Here is a 13,208-nt window from a genome sequence, read left to right on the forward strand (position 1 = left end):
CTAGTTGGTCAGTTCAGTACGCTGAACGAAACGGAAGAGGCCGCGCGCTTCTTCCGTTTCTTTTTGTTGTGGAGTCTTCGTTATGTCATATCACTGGAACTGGGACATTCTGCTAAGTCCGGTTTCCACCGGCGAGCCGACTACCTATCTCGGCTGGTTGATCTCCGGCTTCTGGGTGACGATCACGGTGTCGCTGGCGGCATGGGTGATCGCGTTGATTGTCGGGTCGTTGTTCGGGGTGCTACGCACCGTGCCGAACAAATGGCTGTCCGGCATCGGCACCCTCTACGTCGGGATCTTCCGGAACATTCCGCTGATCGTGCAGTTCTTCATCTGGTATCTGGTGATACCGGAGCTGCTGCCTGCTTCGATCGGTACCTGGTTCAAGCAACTGCCGCCCAACGCGCAGTTCTTTTCTTCGGCGATCATCTGCCTCGGTCTCTTTACCGCCGCGCGCGTGTGCGAACAGGTGCGCTCGGGGATCAACGCACTGCCGCGCGGCCAGCGTGCCGCGGGCCTCGCGATGGGCCTCACGCAATGGCAAACCTATCGCTACGTGTTGCTACCGGTTGCGTACCGGATCATCGTGCCGCCGCTCACGTCGGAGTTCCTGAACATCTTCAAGAACTCGGCGGTTGCGTCGACGATCGGGTTGCTCGATCTGTCCGCGCAGGCTCGCCAGCTGGTCGACTACACCGCGCAGACCTACGAGTCGTTCATTGCGGTCACGGTCGCATACGTGATCATCAATCTCGTCGTGATGCAGCTCATGCGCTGGGTCGAACGCAAGAGCCGTCTGCCCGGCTATATCGGAGGTAAGTGATGCATCATTTCGACTGGAGTGGTATTCCGGGCGCCTTGCCGACGCTGTGGACCGGAGCGATCGTCACGATCCAGATCACCTTGCTCGCCATCGTGATCGGTATCGTTTGGGGCACGGTGCTCGCCATCATGCGGCTGTCGTCGTTCAAGCCGTTCGAGTGGTTCGCGAAGGGCTACGTCACGGTGTTTCGTTCGATCCCGCTCGTGATGGTCCTGCTGTGGTTCTTCCTGATCGTGCCGCAGGTGCTGCAAAACGTGCTGGGTCTTTCGCCGGACATCGATATTCGCCTCGCGTCTGCGATGGTGGCGTTTTCGCTGTTCGAAGCGGCGTATTACTCGGAAATTATTCGTGCGGGAATTCAGGCGGTGCCGCGCGGTCAGGTCAATGCGTCGTTCGCGCTCGGCATGAGCTACAGCCAGGCCATGCGCCTCGTGGTGCTGCCGCAGGCATTCCGCGCGATGGTTCCGCTGCTGCTCACGCAAGCCATCGTGCTGTTCCAGGATACGTCGCTCGTCTACGTGATCAGCCTCGCCGACTTCTTCCGTACCGCTACGAATATTGGCGACCGTGACGGTGTGAATGTCGAAATGGTACTGTTCGCGGGCGCGTGTTATTTCGTGGTTTGCGTGATTGCGTCGAGCCTTGTCAAAGGTCTTCAGAAAAAGGTCGCACGATGATTTCTATCAAGAACGTCTCGAAGTGGTACGGTCAATTCCAGGTACTGACCGACTGCACGACGGAAGTCAAAAAGGGTGAAGTGGTGGTGGTTTGCGGACCTTCGGGGTCGGGTAAATCGACGCTCATCAAAACGGTGAACGGGCTTGAGCCGTTTCAGTCAGGCGAGATCCTGATCGATGGACAATCGGTCGGCGACAAGAAGACGAACCTGTCGAAGCTGCGCGCAAAAGTCGGCATGGTGTTCCAGCATTTCGAACTGTTTCCGCATCTGTCGATTACCGAGAATCTGACGCTGGCGCAGATCAAGGTGCTTGGTCGTTCGAAGGATGAAGCGGCGGCGAAGGGGCTCAAGCTGCTCGATCGCGTGGGACTGCGTGCGCATGCGGACAAGTTTCCGGGGCAACTGTCGGGCGGTCAGCAGCAGCGCGTGGCGATTGCACGGGCGCTGTCGATGGATCCGATCGCGATGCTGTTCGACGAACCGACCTCGGCACTCGATCCGGAAATGATCAACGAAGTGCTCGACGTGATGGTCGAACTCGCGCAGGAAGGTATGACGATGATGTGCGTGACGCACGAGATGGGCTTTGCCCGGAAGGTCGCGCATCGCGTGATCTTCATGGACCAGGGGTTCATCGTCGAGGACGATCGCAAGGAAGAGTTCTTTGCGAATCCGAAGTCGGATCGTGCGAAGGAGTTTTTGGCGAAGATTCTGCATTAAGTGTGGTGTCGCGTCGAACGGCGCGATAGCGTGCAAGGCCATAAAAAAAGCCGCTTCTCTTGGGAAGCGGCTTTTTTGTCGTCGTAACGGATATAGCGCAGTCTGCGCGTCAGGATTCGAATGCCGCCGCGTCGTCCGCTTCGAGATCGAGTGCGACCGGCTCACGGATCATGGTCGCCGACGCAGATGCGTCGCATGCCGGGTTGCGCGCTTTTTCGAGCACGGCCGGCGGCACCGGCACATTCACGCGGCCGATCACTTCGCCGTGCTGGAACATCAGCAGATCGCCGGGTTCAAAGGCGGTCCACACTTCGTCGTCGGTGAGCGGCTGCGTCGCGATGACCGCAACGCGGTCTTCCGGTGTCGTGTACTTCGCGAAATCGATCGATACGTCCGTGTCCACCAGATGCGCGGTCGAGAACGGCCAGCGGCGCACGAGGTAATGCAGATGCGTCGAGCAATGCGCGAACAGCGCCTGGCCATTCGACATCAGGAAATTGAACACGCCGAACTGCGTGATTTCGCGCGTTAGCGTTTCGAGCGCGGCGAAGAGTTCGTCGAGCGGCGGCTGGCTACCGGGAAACTGCTTGCGCAACCCCTGCAGCAAGGCACAGAACGCGAGTTCGCTATCGGTAGTGCCGACCGGCTGATAAACGCCGGTTAGAAACGGCTGATAGCCCTGCAAGTCGCCGTTGTGCGCGAAGATCCAGTGGCGTCCCCACAGTTCGCGCATGAACGGGTGGCAGTTTTCCAGCAGGATGTGGCCTTGGGTCGCCTTGCGGATGTGCGCGATCGTGTTCTTCGATTTGATCGGATAGCGCTTGACCATCTCCGCGATCGGCGACGTAGCCGACGACTGATGGTCGATGAACAGGCGGCAGGCCTTGTCTTCGAAGAACGCGATGCCCCAGCCGTCGGCGTGGTGGTCAGTGACACCGCCGCGCGCTGCGAAGCCGGTGAAGGAGAACGTGACGTCCGTCGGCGCGGCGCAGTTCATTCCGAGGAGTTGGCACATGATGCTGAGGCGGGGCCTGTGAACGGGATCGACCCGTTACAATGATGATTTTCCAAGCATATCACCGAGCCAGGCGCGGCAAATAAGCAAATAGCAAAATTGACGGGAGTGCGATCCGTCATGTTGCAGTTTGTCCACGTCGCATGGCCACGCGGTGAACGCCATCCTTCTCGCCATGACCGCTTCTACCGCTCCTATCGATTCCCTGACGCTGGCCCGCCCCGACGACTGGCACCTGCATGTACGCGACGGCGCGATGCTCGCGGCGGTGCTGCCGCATACCGCGCGCCAGTTCGGCCGCGCGATCATCATGCCGAACCTGCGGCCGCCGGTGACGACCACGGCGCAAGCGCTCGCGTATCGCGAACGGATCGTCGCGGCGATTCCGCCGGGGGTGAAGTTCGAACCGTTGATGACCCTCTACCTCACCGACAACACGCCCGCCGACGAGATCCGCCGGGCGCGTGAAAGCGGGGTCGTGCATGGCGTGAAGCTTTATCCGGCGGGCGCGACGACCAACTCGGACGCCGGCGTGACGAGCATCGCGAAGTGCGCGAAGACGCTCGAGGCGATGCAGGAAACCGGTATGCCGCTGCTCGTGCACGGCGAAGTCACCGATGCGTCGATCGATCTGTTCGATCGGGAAAAAGTGTTCATTGATCGCGTGATGACGCCGCTGCGGCGCGACTTCCCGGCACTGAAGGTCGTGTTCGAGCACATCACGACGAAGGACTCAGTCGACTATATCAATGGTGAAAATGCGGCGCCCGGACTGCTCGGCGCGACGATTACCGCGCATCACCTGCTGTACAACCGCAACGCGATTTTCCTCGGCGGTATTCGGCCGCATTACTACTGCCTGCCGGTGCTCAAGCGCGAGACGCATCGCGTGGCGCTGGTCGAAGCGGCGACGTCGGGCAATCCGCGTTTCTTCCTCGGCACCGACAGCGCGCCGCATGCGAAGGGGCTCAAAGAACATGCATGTGGCTGCGCGGGCTGCTACACCGCGTTGCATGCGCTCGAGCTGTACGCGGAAGCGTTCGACAATGTTGGCGCGCTGGCGCGCCTCGAAGGCTTCGCGAGCTTCTTTGGCGCGGACTTCTACGGCTTGCCGCGCAGTACCGAACAGGTGACGCTGCATCGCGAACAATGGACGCTGCCCGACGAAATCACGGTCGGCGAGACGCCGGTCGTGCCGTTGCGCGGCGGCGAGGCGATCGGCTGGCGCCTCGCCTAACGGCGGAGCGCGGCGCTGTGTCTTCGGTCGTGCGCAAGGTGCCGGGCTTTGCCGACATCGACTGGTCGATGCCCTGGTTTGCACCGTTCGCAGTACGCGGTAGACGCTGGCAACAGGCGGCACTGACCAGCGAGGCCGCTTTGCTCGACGCTATGAACGCAGATGCGCAGCTATCGCGGCATACAGTGCTCGATGGCAGGCAGCTCGCGTTCGTCGCGCAATCCGAATTGCCCGCGCATACCGCGTACGAAGCCCATATCGGCGCGACCGGCTGCGTACCCACGCGACACAACCTGCACGATTTCTTCAACGCTTTATCGTGGTTTCAATTTCCACGGATGAAGGCAGCGCAGACAGCGCGTGGTTCGGCAGCGGTGGGCTCGATGGGCCGCGGACCGACGCGTGGCAGTACTCGCGACGCACTAACGCTCTTCGATGAAAACGCCGTGCTGTTCGCGACCGCCGATCCGGCGCTGAGCGCAGCATTGCGCGCATTCGACTGGCAGCGCCTGTTCGTCGCGAACCGGGACGCGTGGGGACAGCGCTGCGAGGCGCGTTGCTTCGGACACGCGCTGCTAGAAAAACTGATTACGCCGTTCAAGGCCTGCACCGCGCATGCGTGGATCGTCGACGTACCGCCTGAGTATTTCGCGTGGCCCGACGAGCGCCGCAGCGCCTGGCTCGACGACACGGTCAGCCGCGAATTCTCCACCGATGAGCCGCTAAGCAGTCAGGCATTTGCGCCCTTGCCGGTACTCGGTATCCCCGGCTGGTGGCCCGAAAACGAGGAACCGTCGTTCTACGACGACGTGTCGGTGTTCCGCCACGGCCGGCGCACCCGATCCAGCGATGCTAGAATCGCGCCCAGCAAAGCGAGCCAGGCAGTCGCGGCTTTTCCGGTTTCGACCGGGAAGGGCGAGGAAAGTCCGGACTCCACAGGGCAGGGTGATGGCTAACGGCCATCCGTGGTGACACGCGGAACAGGGCAACAGAAAGCAAACCGCCGATGGCCCGGCGCAAGCCGGGATCAGGTAAGGGTGAAACGGTGCGGTAAGAGCGCACCGCGGCTGCTGCGAGGCAGACCGGCACGGTAACCTCCACCCGGAGCAATTCCAAGTAGGCAGGCTAGCATCTTCGAGATGCAGGATGGGGCCCCCGTCACGTCTGCGGGTAGGAAGCTTGAGCGCGTCAGTAATGGCGCGCCTAGAGGAATGACTGCCACGCGTTGGTATCTTCGGATGCGGGCGTGCACAGAATCCGGCTTATCGGCTCGCTTTGCCACTAAACAAAAAATGCCGGCGTCCAGTGATGGACGCCGGCATTTTTCCTTGTGACTTCCTTGTGGCGGGCGCGATGCCCCGAACGTCGGCTCAGCCTGCGACGATATCGAACGAGTGCGTCAGTTCGGCCGTCTTCGCGATCATGATCGACGCGGAGCAGTACTTGTCGTGCGACAGGTTGATGGCGCGTTCGACGGTTGCGGGGTTCAGGTTCTTGCCCGTTACCGTGAAGTGAAAGTGGACCTTGGTGAACACCTTCGGGTCTTCGCTCGCGCGCTCGGCCTTGAGCGTGACCGAGCAACCGGCAATTTCCTGACGGCTTTTCTTCAGGATCATTACGACGTCGTACGCCGTGCAACCGCCGGTTCCGAGCAGGACCATTTCCATCGGGCGCGGCGCGAGATTGCGGCCACCGCCTTCCGGCGCACCATCCATTGCGACCAGATGACCGCTACCGGTCTCCGCCGCGAACGCCATGCCATCCGGCCCCATCCAGCTTACTTTGCATTCCATGCCTGTACTCCAGCTCGCTTTGCTTACATTCGAGACGGCATTGTAGTCCTTCGTTTACGGGTCTGCCCGAGGTCATCCGGCATGTCGGATCGGCGCTGAGGGCCTTGTGTGTTGCGTTGCCGCATGCTGGGCGCATAAGGGATTGCCCGACAATTTTTAGGGACATTCCTCTACTCTGGGTCTTCTTAAAAGGCAGTGATGAAGCACGGATGACTGTTTTTAAAGGAATTTTTCCGTGTGACGCGCATATTACGTATTTTTCAAATGATGAAATCACTTTTCGTAATGCAACCGTTCTTGCGTCGCACAAGGTCTGTTCATATACTGCATCTCATTGGTCGTCGACGTCTGACAACCTCAGCATGTCTCCTCCACCCTCCTCCTTTGGTGGATTAAACCCGAACCGCGAGTTCGGGTTTTTTTTGCCCGTCTTTTTACCCGCCCAGTTCCCCGATCCACCGACATTTTGACTTGGCCACTAGATTTCCTTTATAATTCAGGGCTTTTCCGCATATGCCCGCGGGAGAAGAACAGGGAGAGCCTGCACAGCGCCTCGATGCGCTACACACCTAAGCAGGAAAAAAACACAGGGCACAGCATTTTTATTTTGGATCGATCATGAAGACGTTTTCCGCAAAAGCCCATGAGGTGACGCGTGAATGGTACGTGATTGACGCGACGGATAAGGTTCTCGGACGTGTCGCCAGCGAAGTGGCACGCCGTCTGCGCGGCAAGCACAAGCCCGAGTTCACCCCGCACGTCGACACCGGTGATTTCATCATCGTTATCAACGCCGGCAAGCTCAAGGTCACGGGTAACAAGACCACGGACAAGAAGTACTATCGCCACTCGGGCTACCCGGGCGGTATCTATGAAACGACGTTCGGCAAGATGCAAGAACGCTTCCCGGGCCGCGCGCTCGAGAAAGCGGTCAAGGGCATGCTGCCGAAGGGCCCGCTCGGCTACGCGATGATCAAGAAGCTGAAGGTCTACGCCGAAGCAACGCACCCGCATTCGGCGCAACAGCCGAAAGCGCTTGAGATCTAAGGGGAGCCCAGATGATCGGTAACTGGAATTACGGAACGGGCCGCCGCAAGAGCGCCGTCGCACGTGTCTTTATCAAGGCAGGCAAGGGCGACATCGTGGTGAACGGCAAGCCCATCGCCGACTACTTCTCGCGCGAAACGTCGCTGATGATCGTGCGCCAGCCGCTGGAACTCACGAACCACACCGGCACGTTCGACATCAAGGTCAACGTGACGGGCGGCGGTGAAACGGGTCAAGCCGGTGCGGTTCGCCACGGCATCACCCGCGCGCTGATGGACTACGACGCAACGCTGAAGCCGGAACTGTCGAAGGCCGGCTTCGTGACGCGCGATGCCCGTGAAGTCGAACGTAAGAAGGTCGGCTTCCACAAGGCACGCCGCAGGAAGCAATTCTCGAAGCGTTAATCGTTTCGGGAAGCCGGTTCCGCTTTCGGGCGGGACCGCTGCGAAAAAGAACCGCCTGCGCATCCGCAAAGGCGGTTTTTTTGTTCTTGCGGCAAGCGTGCGGAAAGCTTCGCCGGTCGCAATACCCCTGAAGAACCTGTTGATTTCATGGGCTTCAGCACGATATTGGGATCAGCCCTACAATAGCGGCTAGCAGCATTTTTTGGAGAGTTCGAATGAACGCAGTCACCGACACCCCCGTGGCCGAGATGCCGGGTCCGTTTGTCTTTACCGACGCCGCGGCTGACAAGGTCAAGCAACTGATCGAAGAAGAAGGCAATCCGGACCTGAAGCTGCGCGTGTTCGTGCAAGGCGGCGGCTGCTCGGGCTTTCAGTACGGCTTTACCTTCGACGAAGCGGTCAACGAAGACGATACAGTGATGGACAAGAGCGGCGTGCAGCTGCTGATCGATTCGATGAGCTACCAGTATCTGGTCGGCGCTGAAATCGATTATAAGGACGACATCAACGGTGCGCAGTTCGTGATCAAGAATCCGAATGCGACGACGACTTGCGGTTGCGGCTCGTCGTTCTCGGTCTGAACGACTGGTTTTACCTACCGGTATGGTTGTAAAGAGAAACGGGGCTTCGGCCCCGTTTCTCTTTGTTGTGCTACCTGCGCCATGCATGCGCACGCACTCAATGCGGATAGATCGCCCCGAGTATCCGTTCACCCGCCGCACCCGTGACGGACGGCACATTCCCCGGCAGGCGCGCGACGCAGCGCATCGCCAGCCAGGCGAACGCGAGCGGTTCCACCTGATGCGGCGGCACGCCGAGTGCCTCGGTGGTCAGGACCGGTATGCCGCTGACGCCGCTTTCTTCCAGCGCACTCTGCAGAGCCTTCAGCAGCTCAGGATTGCGAGCGCCGCCGCCGCACACGTAGACCGCCCGGCAATCCGGCGCATGTCGCTCGATCTCGCGCGCAACCGTCACCGCAGTCAATGCGGCGAGCGTCGCCTGGACATCGGCGGCGGGGAGTGACGCGAACGGCTGGAGCTTCGCATCGAGCCATGCGGGGTTGAACAGGTCGCGGCCGGTGCTTTTCGGTGGTTTTTCCGCGAAGAACGGCTCGTCCAGCAGCGCATGCAGCAGCGGCCGATGCACCTGCCCGCTCGCTGCGAAATGTCCGCTTTCATCGAACGGTTTGCCGAGATGCCGGTGCGCCCATTCGTCGAGCAGCGCGTTCGCCGGGCCGCAATCGAAGCCGCGCACGTTGCCCGATGCGCCGAGTATCGTGATGTTGCTGATGCCGCCGAGATTGCAGACGACCCGCGTTTCGCCCTTCGCGCCGAACACCGTCGCGTGAAACGCCGGGACGAGCGGTGCGCCCTGGCCACCGGCCGCGACGTCGCGGCTGCGGAAGTCGGCGATTACGTCGATGTGCGCCATTTCGGCGAGCAACGCTGGGTTGTTGATCTGTCGCGTGTAGCCCTTTTCCGGACGGTGCCGCACGGTTTGTCCATGCACGCCGATCGCCCGCACTTCGCTCGCGGTCAGGTTGCCGCCGCGCAGCAACTCGTGGCAGCAGACCGCGTAGCGTGCGGCGAGCGCATTGGCGGCCAGCGCTTCACGCTCGATTTCGTTGTCGCCCGGTTGCTGCAGTTCGAACAGCGCGTCGCGCAGGCCCGCCGAAAAGCCCACGAACGCTTCGGCGCGCACGACCGGCGGTTTGCCCGCGGCGAACTTGACGGCGATGCCGTCCACGCCGTCCATGCTCGTGCCCGACATCAATCCGAAGTACACGCCGTCTACCGTGTCTTGCGCCACGTTTTGCTCCTCTCGGTGGTCGTTGCGAACGTTGTATGTTGTAGCAGATTATCCGCGCAAACGAGGGGCCAGGCCACGCGCTTCCGCGTTGGGACGCTCGCCGCGCTATCTATGGGACAATCTCTCCTTTTGCGACCTTCCGTATCCAGCATGAGCACCGAGTCCACGTCCAAACCCAGCGCCGCGTTCCCGATCACCGACGAAGTCCGCCACGCGCTTGCCGTCACGAAGCGCGGCGTCGACGAACTGCTGATCGAAGAAGAGTTCGCGCAGAAGCTCGCAAAGAGCGCCGCCACCGGCACGCCGCTGCGCATCAAGCTCGGTCTCGATCCGACCGCGCCCGACATCCATATCGGCCACACCGTCGTGCTGAACAAGATGCGTCAGTTGCAGGATCTCGGCCATACGGTGATCTTCCTGATCGGCGACTTCACGTCGCTGATCGGCGATCCGTCGGGCCGCAACGCGACGCGTCCGCCGCTTACGCGCGAACAGATCGAATCGAACGCGAAGACGTACTTCGATCAGGCCGCGCTGGTGCTCGATCGCGAAAAGACCGAGATCCGCTACAACAGCGAATGGTCGATGCCGCTCGGCGCCGACGGCATGATCAAGCTGGCGTCGCGCTACACGGTCGCGCGAATTCTCGAGCGTGAAGACTTCACGAAGCGTTTCCAGGGCGGCGTGCCGATCTCGATCCACGAGCTTCTGTATCCGCTGATGCAAGGCTACGATTCGGTCGCGCTGAACGCCGATCTCGAACTAGGCGGTACGGACCAGAAGTTCAATCTGCTGGTGGGCCGCGAGTTGCAGAAGCAATACGGTCAGGAGCCGCAGTGCATTTTGACGATGCCGCTGCTCGAAGGGCTCGACGGCGTCGAGAAGATGTCGAAGTCGAAACACAACTACATCGGCATTAGCGAGAAACCGAACGACATGTTCGGCAAGTTGATGAGCATCTCGGACGTGTTGATGTGGCGTTACTTCGAACTGCTGTCGTTCCGTCCTATGGACGAGATTGCCGGCTTCCGCGGCGAAATCGAAGCCGGTCGCAATCCGCGCGACTTCAAGGTGATGCTCGCGCAGGAAATCGTGACGCGCTTCCACTCGCAGGCCGATGCCGAACGCGCGCTCGAAGACTTCAATCACCGCGCGAAGGGTGGCGTTCCCGACGATATCCCGTCAGTCACGCTGGCGGGTGCGCCGCTGGGCATTGGCCAGTTGTTGAAGCAGGCGAACCTGGTACCGTCGACGAGCGACGCGTTGCGCAACATCGAGCAGGGCGGCGTGAAAATCGACGGTGCGACGATCTCCGACAAGGCGCTGAAGGTCGAGGCTGGCGAATACGTCGTGCAGGTCGGCAAGCGCCGCTTCGCACGCGTGACGCTGACCGCGTGACGGTACGCCTGTCGAGGCTGCGCACATGATTGCGTCGATTCAACGGGTGACGGTACGCTTACCGGAGCTGCGCGCATGATCGCGTTGATCCAGCGGGTGACGCGCGCCGAAGTACGCGTCGCTGACCGCGTGACAGGTGCAATCGGCGCGGGCCTGCTGGCGCTAGTCTGTGCCGAGCGCGGCGACACCGAAGCCGCCGCCGATCGTCTGCTGACCAAGCTGCTCGGCTATCGCGTGTTTAGCGATGCGGCCGGCAAGATGAATTTGCCGGTGCAGAACATCGACGGCGCGGGGCGCGCGGGTGGCTTGCTGCTGGTATCGCAGTTCACGCTCGCCGCCGATACCAACAGCGGCCTGCGTCCGAGCTTCACCCCAGCCGCCGCACCCGACGAAGGGCGGCGGTTGTTCGATTATTTTGTGGCGGCCGCACGTGCGAAGCATCCGGTGGTCGAGACCGGTGAGTTCGGTGCCGACATGCAGGTATCGCTCGTCAACGACGGCCCCGTCACGTTCTGGCTGCAAACACACGCCTGACCCGCGTCTGACTTTTCGCCGTCGCTTTTGCGACAATAGCGGCTCGCTGTTCCCCCTCCGCTTCGCAACAACCCAACCGCGTCCGGCATTGCCAGACCCGACCACAGGTGCGCACTGACATGTCCACGCAGATTCTCTTCATCCGGCACGGCGAGACCGGATGGAACCGTATCAAACGCATCCAGGGCCACATTGATATCCCGCTCGCGGCGAGTGGCATCGAGCAGGCCGGGCGACTGGCGCAGCGCCTTGCGCGTGAGGCAGAGCATGGCGCACGTCTCGATGCGATCTATTCGAGCGACCTGTTGCGCGCGCAACAGACCGCCCAGCCGATTGCCGACGCGCTCGGCCTGCCGCTGCAGTTGAACGAAGGTTTGCGCGAGCGCTCGTACGGCGCGTTTCAGGGCTACGACAGCGAGCAGATCGCCGAGCGCTTTCCCGACGAGTACGCGCACTGGCAAACCCGCGACGCCGGTTTCGCACCGCCCGAAGGCGAGTCCCAACGCGAGTTCTATCACCGCGTCCTGCACACGCTGGAGCCGATCGTCGCGACGCATCCGCAGGGCAGGATTGCGTGCGTCGCGCACGGCGGCGTGCTCGATTGCGTGTACCGATTTGCACACGGCATGACGCTTGATATGCCGCGCAGCTACGCGCTGCTGAACACGAGTATCAACGTGGTGGAGATGGACGGTGGCAAGGCGACGGTGCTGTCGTGGGCGGATGTTGCGCATCTGGATGCGCGCAGCGAGGACGACGGTTTGCGCAGGGTGCCCGAACCAGGACGTTGATTCAGCCGATTCAATCAGGCTGCGCGGCGGCGCGCCGTCGTGCGCGCTTCGACGCACCGTTGTTCAGCGCCCAGCGCAGCACGGGCGCAAAGAGTTTGACGCCGGGCCGAACCATCGCGCGACGTACGCCTGCAAGCGTGTCGAAGCCGAGCATTTGCTGAGCCCAGTCCGGTAGCAGGTCCACGCCTGCGTTCAGCATGAGCGCGCCGGCCGGCCGCATCGCGGCACTGGGCGCACGGGCGTTCATCAGAATCCGCACGACTTCGTCGGTGCGCGGCCCGGTTTCGAGTACCGGGCGCATGTTCAGCAGATACGCTTCGATGGCCGCGCGCGACTGCGGCACGTCGGCTGCGCCCAGCATCGCTGCAATCCGCGCGGTTTCCGCAAAATACTGGTCCTGTGCTTCGGCGGGCAGCGTCGGATTCACATAGCGCAGGTATGCCGCGAGAAAGCTCGACACCTCGGCTACGTGGACCCAGGTAAGCAGCGCAGGGTCGCTGGCGCGATACGGCCGGCCGTCGGGCGCGGTGCCGGTCACACCCAGATGAATCTGCCGCACCCGTTCGATCAGCGCCAGCGCATCGCGCCGGTTGCCGTACGTCGTGCCGGTAATAAACGTTGCGGTGCGGCGCAGTCGCCCGAGAATGTCGGTGCGAAACGTCGAATGATCCCAGACACCCGCGAGTGCGAGCGGATGCAGCGCCTGTAGCAGTAGTGCGCTGACGCCGCCTGCCATCATCGATGTGAAGTCGGCATGCACTTTCCAGCACACCGCGTCGGACCCAAACAAGCCGGGGTCGCCGGGCGGCGACGACAAATCGAGTTGCGGGCCGCTCGCGACCGTGAGTTGCGTCACACCGTCGACAATCGCCATACGCACACGTCGGGCAAGCGATGCGCCGAGGCCGATGCGGGGTTCAGATTGACGACTGGCTGGGTCGGACATTGCGGAAGGCTC

General features: G+C 61.6%; 14 protein-coding genes, 1 other RNA gene and 1 pseudogene. 12 read left to right on the forward strand and 4 right to left on the reverse strand.

Translation table 11 applies throughout. The annotated features are described in order from the left end of the window. Nucleotides 1-82 precede the first annotated feature (82 nt). The 3 genes from FNZ07_RS16010 to FNZ07_RS16020 are packed head-to-tail and all read left to right on the forward strand — an operon-like array spanning nt 83 to nt 2,222. On the forward strand, nt 83-823 hold the full coding sequence (locus tag FNZ07_RS16010) for an amino acid ABC transporter permease (RefSeq protein ID WP_091009899.1): 741 nt from the start codon (nt 83-85) through the stop codon (nt 821-823). Then, nucleotides 823-1,500 carry a glutamate/aspartate ABC transporter permease GltK gene (gene gltK, locus FNZ07_RS16015; RefSeq protein ID WP_091009901.1) on the forward strand — a complete coding sequence of 226 codons (678 nt, stop codon included), beginning with the start codon at nt 823-825 and terminating at the stop codon, nt 1,498-1,500. Before FNZ07_RS16010 ends, gltK begins: the two co-directional genes overlap by 1 nt. Continuing rightward, nucleotides 1,497-2,222: an amino acid ABC transporter ATP-binding protein gene (locus FNZ07_RS16020; protein ID WP_091009904.1), complete on the forward strand. Its 726-nt coding sequence runs from the start codon at nt 1,497-1,499 to the stop codon at nt 2,220-2,222. Before gltK ends, FNZ07_RS16020 begins: the two co-directional genes overlap by 4 nt. A 109-nt stretch (nt 2,223-2,331) precedes the next feature. Here the strand turns inward: FNZ07_RS16020 and FNZ07_RS16025 are convergent, their stop codons facing one another. Then, the gene (locus FNZ07_RS16025) at nt 2,332-3,237 is read right to left on the reverse strand and encodes a class II glutamine amidotransferase (RefSeq protein ID WP_091009907.1); all 906 of its coding nucleotides are present in this window, start codon (nt 3,235-3,237) and stop codon (nt 2,332-2,334) included. 175 nt (nt 3,238-3,412) lie between these two features. Here FNZ07_RS16025 and pyrC point away from each other — a divergent pair, with 175 nt between their 5' ends. From pyrC to rnpB, 3 genes and pseudogenes are all read left to right on the forward strand, one after another. Further along, nucleotides 3,413-4,474 carry a dihydroorotase gene (pyrC, locus tag FNZ07_RS16030; RefSeq protein WP_091009910.1) on the forward strand — a complete coding sequence of 354 codons (1,062 nt, stop codon included), beginning with the start codon at nt 3,413-3,415 and terminating at the stop codon, nt 4,472-4,474. 152 nt (nt 4,475-4,626) lie between these two features. After that, nucleotides 4,627-5,247: pseudogene (locus FNZ07_RS16035) on the forward strand (DUF3025 domain-containing protein); the annotation flags it as partial. Between the two features lie 96 nt (nt 5,248-5,343). Further along, an RNA gene (gene rnpB / locus FNZ07_RS16040) (RNase P RNA component class A) lies at nt 5,344-5,755 on the forward strand. A gap of 89 nt (nt 5,756-5,844) precedes the next feature. Here the strand turns inward: rnpB and FNZ07_RS16045 are convergent. Then, nucleotides 5,845-6,267 carry an OsmC family protein gene (locus FNZ07_RS16045; RefSeq protein WP_091009913.1) on the reverse strand — a complete coding sequence of 141 codons (423 nt, stop codon included), beginning with the start codon at nt 6,265-6,267 and terminating at the stop codon, nt 5,845-5,847. Nucleotides 6,268-6,885: 618 nt separating this feature from the next. Here FNZ07_RS16045 and rplM point away from each other — a divergent pair. From rplM to erpA, 3 genes are all read left to right on the forward strand, one after another. Beyond that, a complete protein-coding gene (gene rplM / locus FNZ07_RS16050) occupies nt 6,886-7,314 on the forward strand; it encodes a 50S ribosomal protein L13 (protein WP_075158980.1) in 429 nt (142 codons plus the stop codon). 11 nt (nt 7,315-7,325) lie between these two features. Then, nucleotides 7,326-7,718, forward strand: a complete 393-nt coding sequence (gene rpsI / locus FNZ07_RS16055) for a 30S ribosomal protein S9 (RefSeq protein WP_091009916.1) — start codon at nt 7,326-7,328, stop codon at nt 7,716-7,718. 215 nt (nt 7,719-7,933) lie between these two features. After that, the gene (gene erpA / locus FNZ07_RS16060; protein WP_091009919.1) at nt 7,934-8,299 is read left to right on the forward strand and encodes an iron-sulfur cluster insertion protein ErpA; all 366 of its coding nucleotides are present in this window, start codon (nt 7,934-7,936) and stop codon (nt 8,297-8,299) included. A 97-nt stretch (nt 8,300-8,396) separates the two neighbouring features. On the opposite strand, the gene FNZ07_RS16065 is transcribed toward erpA, so the two are convergent. Beyond that, nucleotides 8,397-9,527 carry an anhydro-N-acetylmuramic acid kinase gene (locus FNZ07_RS16065; RefSeq protein ID WP_091009922.1) on the reverse strand — a complete coding sequence of 377 codons (1,131 nt, stop codon included), beginning with the start codon at nt 9,525-9,527 and terminating at the stop codon, nt 8,397-8,399. A gap of 150 nt (nt 9,528-9,677) precedes the next feature. Between FNZ07_RS16065 and tyrS the strand changes: the two genes are divergently transcribed. The 3 genes from tyrS to FNZ07_RS16080 all read left to right on the forward strand — a co-directional run bounded on the left by tyrS (nt 9,678) and on the right by FNZ07_RS16080 (nt 12,250). Further along, nucleotides 9,678-10,925: a tyrosine--tRNA ligase gene (gene tyrS / locus FNZ07_RS16070; protein WP_091009925.1), complete on the forward strand. Its 1,248-nt coding sequence runs from the start codon at nt 9,678-9,680 to the stop codon at nt 10,923-10,925. A 75-nt stretch (nt 10,926-11,000) separates the two neighbouring features. Next, the gene (gene dtd / locus FNZ07_RS16075) at nt 11,001-11,459 is read left to right on the forward strand and encodes a D-aminoacyl-tRNA deacylase (protein WP_091009927.1); all 459 of its coding nucleotides are present in this window, start codon (nt 11,001-11,003) and stop codon (nt 11,457-11,459) included. A gap of 119 nt (nt 11,460-11,578) precedes the next feature. Then, nucleotides 11,579-12,250, forward strand: coding sequence for a histidine phosphatase family protein (locus FNZ07_RS16080; RefSeq protein ID WP_091009929.1), 672 nt, complete (start codon nt 11,579-11,581; stop codon nt 12,248-12,250). A gap of 10 nt (nt 12,251-12,260) precedes the next feature. Here the strand turns inward: FNZ07_RS16080 and FNZ07_RS16085 are convergent, their stop codons facing one another. Next, a complete protein-coding gene (locus tag FNZ07_RS16085) occupies nt 12,261-13,196 on the reverse strand; it encodes an oxygenase MpaB family protein (RefSeq protein WP_091009931.1) in 936 nt (311 codons plus the stop codon). Between the last annotated feature and the right edge of the window lie 12 nt (nt 13,197-13,208).

This window comes from Paraburkholderia megapolitana (genome assembly GCF_007556815.1).
Classification (GTDB): domain Bacteria; phylum Pseudomonadota; class Gammaproteobacteria; order Burkholderiales; family Burkholderiaceae; genus Paraburkholderia; species Paraburkholderia megapolitana.

Coding starts and splice junctions, on each gene's coding strand:
- FNZ07_RS16010 (WP_091009899.1), top strand. CDS start 83: ATGTCATATCACTGGAACTGGGACATTCTGCTAAGTCCGGTTTCCACC.
- gltK (WP_091009901.1), top strand. CDS start 823: ATGCATCATTTCGACTGGAGTGGTATTCCGGGCGCCTTGCCGACGCTG.
- FNZ07_RS16020 (WP_091009904.1), top strand. CDS start 1,497: ATGATTTCTATCAAGAACGTCTCGAAGTGGTACGGTCAATTCCAGGTA.
- FNZ07_RS16025 (WP_091009907.1), bottom strand. CDS start 3,237: ATGTGCCAACTCCTCGGAATGAACTGCGCCGCGCCGACGGACGTCACG.
- pyrC (WP_091009910.1), top strand. CDS start 3,413: ATGACCGCTTCTACCGCTCCTATCGATTCCCTGACGCTGGCCCGCCCC.
- FNZ07_RS16045 (WP_091009913.1), bottom strand. CDS start 6,267: ATGGAATGCAAAGTAAGCTGGATGGGGCCGGATGGCATGGCGTTCGCG.
- rplM (WP_075158980.1), top strand. CDS start 6,886: ATGAAGACGTTTTCCGCAAAAGCCCATGAGGTGACGCGTGAATGGTAC.
- rpsI (WP_091009916.1), top strand. CDS start 7,326: ATGATCGGTAACTGGAATTACGGAACGGGCCGCCGCAAGAGCGCCGTC.
- erpA (WP_091009919.1), top strand. CDS start 7,934: ATGAACGCAGTCACCGACACCCCCGTGGCCGAGATGCCGGGTCCGTTT.
- tyrS (WP_091009925.1), top strand. CDS start 9,678: ATGAGCACCGAGTCCACGTCCAAACCCAGCGCCGCGTTCCCGATCACC.
- dtd (WP_091009927.1), top strand. CDS start 11,001: ATGATCGCGTTGATCCAGCGGGTGACGCGCGCCGAAGTACGCGTCGCT.
- FNZ07_RS16080 (WP_091009929.1), top strand. CDS start 11,579: ATGTCCACGCAGATTCTCTTCATCCGGCACGGCGAGACCGGATGGAAC.
- FNZ07_RS16085 (WP_091009931.1), bottom strand. CDS start 13,196: ATGTCCGACCCAGCCAGTCGTCAATCTGAACCCCGCATCGGCCTCGGC.